This is a genomic window from Halorubrum sp. SP9 (assembly GCF_005435015.1).
Taxonomy (GTDB): Archaea; Halobacteriota; Halobacteria; order Halobacteriales; family Haloferacaceae; genus Halorubrum; species Halorubrum sodomense.
Window position 1 is genome coordinate 1 of the sequence record NZ_SGXU01000334.1, and the last position, 489, is coordinate 489.

Annotated in this window: 1 protein-coding gene; it reads right to left on the bottom strand. The window is 66.9% G+C overall.

Annotation, left to right across the window (positions count from 1 at the left end; translation table 11 throughout):
• Positions 1 to 489: substrate-binding domain-containing protein (locus EXE45_RS17780; protein ID WP_199233695.1), on the bottom strand; the 489-nt coding region annotated here is incomplete at both ends.

A 489-nucleotide genomic window follows, 5' to 3' on the forward strand; every position in this document is an offset into this window, starting at 1 on the left:
TGAAGTAGTCGTAGGTGCCGGAGGTGTCGGCGGCGCCGAAGCGGTTTATTTCCTCGTTCGGGAACTCGTCGCGGACCTCGTCCCACGTCTGGGCGGGGTCCGACTTCCAGATCTGCGCGAGCTCCTCGGTCGTGAGCGAGTCGATCCAGTCGGCATCGGGGTTGACGACGACGGTGAGCGCGTCGGTCGCCGCGATCAGTTCGATGTACTCGACGCCGTTCTCCGCGCACAGCTCCTCCTCCGCCGGCTGGATCGGGCGGCTCGCGTTGTTGAAGTCGGTGTCGCCCGTACAGAAGAAGTTCGAGAAGCCGCCGCCGGACCCGGTCGAACTGATGTCGGGGTCGACGCCGGGGTGCTCCTCGGCGAAGTCCTCCATGATCGCGCTCATCAGCGGGAACACCGTGCTCGAACCGGCGATGTTGATCGGTCCGGAGAGCTCGTCGCCGCCGTCCGAGCCGTCCCCGCCGTCGGAGCTCTGGGTACAGCCCG